The organism is Pseudomonas sp. VA159-2, from assembly GCF_024126635.1.
GTDB classification, from domain to species: Bacteria; Pseudomonadota; Gammaproteobacteria; order Pseudomonadales; family Pseudomonadaceae; genus Aquipseudomonas; species Aquipseudomonas muyukensis.
In genome coordinates, this window is sequence record NZ_JAMYBV010000057.1 from 1 (window position 1) to 3,876 (window position 3,876).

Annotated in this window: 3 protein-coding genes; all 3 read right to left on the minus strand. The window is 63.9% G+C overall.

Annotated elements, in window-relative coordinates:
* Window positions 1–111: 111 nt before the first annotated feature.
* Genes NJG22_RS24260 through NJG22_RS24270 form a run of 3 tightly spaced genes read right to left on the minus strand, consistent with a single transcriptional unit; the run spans window position 112 to window position 3,674 of the window.
* The gene (locus NJG22_RS24260; RefSeq protein ID WP_253098454.1) at window positions 112–2,412 is read right to left on the minus strand and encodes an MlaD family protein; all 2,301 of its coding nucleotides are present in this window, start codon (window positions 2,410–2,412) and stop codon (window positions 112–114) included.
* On the minus strand, window positions 2,405–3,028 hold the full coding sequence (locus NJG22_RS24265; protein ID WP_217852722.1) for a paraquat-inducible protein A: 624 nt from the start codon (window positions 3,026–3,028) through the stop codon (window positions 2,405–2,407). Before NJG22_RS24265 ends, NJG22_RS24260 begins: the two co-directional genes overlap by 8 nt.
* Window positions 3,015–3,674 (minus strand): paraquat-inducible protein A, encoded by a 660-nt coding sequence (locus tag NJG22_RS24270; RefSeq protein WP_253098456.1) that lies wholly within the window; start codon window positions 3,672–3,674, stop codon window positions 3,015–3,017. The genes NJG22_RS24265 and NJG22_RS24270 overlap by 14 nt, the downstream gene beginning before the upstream one ends.
* Window positions 3,675–3,876 lie beyond the last annotated feature (202 nt).

A 3,876-nucleotide genomic window follows, 5' to 3' on the forward strand; every position in this document is an offset into this window, starting at 1 on the left:
GCTGCGCAGCAGCCCCAGCTCCATGTGGTAACGCTGGGGCCGCTTTGCGGCCCTTTCGCGACACAAGGCCGCTCCTACAGGGGCAGGGCCGCATGACGGCCCCGCCCTTCATCACTTGCCGATCTGGATCTTCGGCGCCCACTGCAGCCAGGCATCTTCCGGCTTGTCGAACAACGCGAAGGTCTGCTGCGGGCGCGCCGGGTTGCCCATCTGCTCGCCATCCGGGGTAGCGAAGGCGATACCGCCATCGATGAGGGTTTCCAGCGACTCGGTGCGCACCGTGGCGCCCTTGAACAGGCCCCAGTCGAAACCGAACCCGCTGCTGTTCCAGAAACGGCTACCGCCGCGCACCAGGCCGGCATAGCGCGGCTCGATCAGAATGTGGATCAGCACGCGGTCGGCGCTCTGGCCCAGCTCGAAGCCGGTGACTTTGCCCACTGCGACCTCACGGTAGGTGACCGGCACCCCTGGCTTGATCGAGCCGCGCCGCGGCGCGCTCAGCGTCAGCGGCAAACCGACCTCCTCGCCTTTGACTTCGGGCACATCGCTCAAGGCGATGAAATCACGCTGCGGGCCCTTGTCCTTGAGCGCCGGCAGCACCTCCAGGTACTGGCCACTCACCAGGGTGTCGAGGTTTTCGGTGCGCACCAGGCCAAACGCCGGCTTGACCACCCAGAACTGCGTGCCGCTACGGGCGATACGCTCGGAGGCCTGGGTAATTCGCGCACGCAGCAACACCGCCTGCAGATCGGCGGTCAGGTCGACGCTTTCGACACTGCCCACATCCAGGCCACGGAAGCGAATCGGCGTGCCGGGCTTGAGGCCATCGGCGCGGTCCACGCGAATGGTGATCAAGGTACCGGCACGGTTGGCCGCATCCTGGCTCTCGTGCAGGCGGAAGCGCGGAATACGCCGCTTGAGTGGCACGTCCGGCTTCGGCGTGTCGAAGGAAATACCACCGGCCATCAGGGTCTGCAACGACTCGCTCTTGACCTGGATACCCGACAGACCGCCCGTGAGGGTAATGCCGCTGGCATTCCAGAAGCGTGTCGAGCCATTGACCAGGTTGGCGTATTCCTTCTCGATGTGCACACCGATGAGAATGCGCTTGCTGTTACGGGCGAACTGGTAGCTCTGCACGCTGCCCACGCGCACTTGGCGGTACATGACCGGGCTGCCCACCTCCAGCGAGCCCAGGGTATCGGCGAACAGCACCATGTGCAGGCCCGGCGCCTTGAGGTCCAGCGGCGGCGCCTTGGGCCGCGCCTCGAACTCGCGCTGCGGCTTGGCCCCCGGCTCGCCCGGGCGCACGGCAATGTAGTTGCCCTTGACCAATGCCTCCAGGCCGGTGATACCCGCCAGCGAGATCGATGGCTTGACCACCCAGAACTGCGTGCCCTCGACCAGGTAGTCCTCGGCCAGCGGATCCAGGGTCAGTTCGGCCGTGGCGCTGGTCAGGTCGCTTTCGACCTTGAGGTCCTTGAGCGAGCCCACCTGGATACCCTTGTACAACACAGGCGTGCGGCCCTTCTGCAGGCCTTCGAAGTCGCTGAGCTTGACCTTGACCCGGATACCAGCCTGGGCCGCGTCGAAGTCCTCGTACAGGCGGAACGGCAGGCTCGGGTCGGTGGGCGGGCTGTCCTGGCGGTTTTCCGGCGTGGCAAAAGCGATACCGCCGGCGACGATGCTCGACAGCGATTCTGTGCGCACCTTCACCCCGGAGAAATCAGCATCGATGCTGACCCCGCTGGCGTTCCAGAAACGCGTGTGCTTGCGCACCAGGGCCGTATAGGGCGGCGCGATGAATACCTTGATCTCTACCGTGCCCTGGTCTTCGGACAGGCGATAGCTCTTCACCCGGCCGACCTGGATCTGCTTGTAGAACACCGGGCTATCGCGGTTGAGCGAACCCAGGCGCTCGGCCTTGAGCGTCAGGTGCAGACCCGGCTCGCTATCGGACAGCGGCGGTGCTTCCTTGAGCGCGGTGAAGCGCTTGGTCGGCTCGCCGTCCCCTGGGTCCACGGCAATGTAATTACCCGAGACCAGCGTCTCCAGGCCAGTGATCCCTGCCAGGCTGACGCTTGGCTTCACCAGCCAGAAGCGCGTGCCCTTGGTCAGGTGCGGGCCAGCCTCTTTCTTCATTTCGACAGTGGCGATGACACCGCGGTTGTCGCCCTTGTTGTCCAGCACCAGGCTGGTGACCTTGCCCACCGACATGCCCTTGAAGATGACTTCGGTCTTGTTGGCGACGATGCCTTCACCGGTTTCGAAACGCACCTGGATCTCGATACCGGCGTCGCGGTAGGCCTGCCAGGCCAGCCAGCCACCGATCGCCAGGGCGATCAGCGGCAGGATCCAGATGGCCGACCAATTTGAAGCGGGGCGGGTTTTAGCCGTAGGCAAGTCACTCATGGTCGTCATCCGACTCCGTGTTATCCCAGATCAGTCGGGGATCGAAAGTTAAAGCGGCGAGCATCGTCAGGATCACCACGGTGGCGAAGGCGACGGCGCCCAGGTTGGCTTCGACACTGGCGATGCGGCCGAAATTCACCACCGCCACCAGAATGGCAATGACGAAGATGTCCAACATCGACCAACGCCCGATGAACTCGATGAAGCGGTACATCAGGATGCGCTGGCGAGCCGAAAGCGGCTGGTGCCGTTGCACTGAATACAGCAGCAGGGCGATGCCCACCAGCTTGAACGTCGGCACCAGGATACTGGCGATGAACACCACCGCGGCGATGGGCAGCATGCCGTGCTTCATCAAGGTGATCACCCCGGACATGATGGTGTCGGGGCTACCCTGGCCGAGGGCGCTGACGGTCATGATCGGCAGCACGTTGGCCGGGATGTAGAGGATCATTGCCGTGATCAGCAACGCCCAGGTGCGCACGATGCTGTTCGGCCGCCGCGCATGCACGGTGGCGCCACAGCGGGTGCAGGTCTGCGACGTGCTGTCGGCCACCCGGCGGTTCAGCTCATGGCATTCATTGCAGACCAGGATGCCTGCATCAATCGCCCGCATGGACATCTTCCCCCGACAGTGCCACCCAGATCTGGTGTGGCGACATCACCACCTCGAGCCATACCTGCACCAGCAACAGGCTGATGAAGCAGAACAGCCCCAGACCGATACTCAGCTCGGCCAGGTCGACCAGCTTGACGATGGCCACCAGCACGCCCATGAAGTAGACCTCGAGCATGCCCCACTCGCGCAGGTGGTGGTAAATACGATAGATCAGCAAGCCATAGCTGCGGCCGATGTCCAGGCGAATGCTCAGCAGCACCGCCAGTTGGCACAGCAGCTTGAGCAACGGGATGGCCATGCTGCACAGGAACACCACCACGGCGATGCCGCGCATTTCGGAGTTGTACAGCCCGAGCACACCGCTCCAGACCGTGTCGTCGGAAGTCTGGCCGAGCAGGTGCAACTGCATGATCGGCAGGAAGTTGGCCGGCACGTAGAGCAACAGGGCGGTGAGCACCAGGGCCAGGCTGCGATTGACCAGGTTGTGCCGGTGGGCATAGAGCTCGTAGCCGCACCGCGGGCACTGGGCCTTCTCGTCGTGCTGCAGCACCGGCTTGCGCAATAGCAGGTCGCACTCGTGGCAGGCCACGAGTTCGTCCAGCGGCAGCTGCGCGAGCGCTTGGGGATCAACAGGGTTGGGCATAAGGAAGTTCTGAATGGATGCGTCGGCTCTATTCTAGTGTTCCGACTCCAATTGTGGGAGACGACCATTGAGCAACGGCAAGGTTTCGGGCTGGCGGTGCGGCGCCTGGCCCGGCCCTGCAACGGCCCCTGTAGGAGCGGCCTTGTGTCGCGAAAGGGCTGCGCAGCAGACCCAGGATCGCAGCCTTCATGCCAAGAGCGCC

Bases quoted from the DNA above. Each gene is read 5' to 3' on its own strand.
- NJG22_RS24270 (WP_253098456.1), bottom strand. From the start codon at position 3,674: ATGCCCAACCCTGTTGATCCCCAAGCGCTCGCGCAGCTGCCGCTGGAC.
- NJG22_RS24265 (WP_217852722.1), bottom strand. From the start codon at position 3,028: ATGCGGGCGATTGATGCAGGCATCCTGGTCTGCAATGAATGCCATGAG.
- NJG22_RS24260 (WP_253098454.1), bottom strand. From the start codon at position 2,412: ATGAGTGACTTGCCTACGGCTAAAACCCGCCCCGCTTCAAATTGGTCG.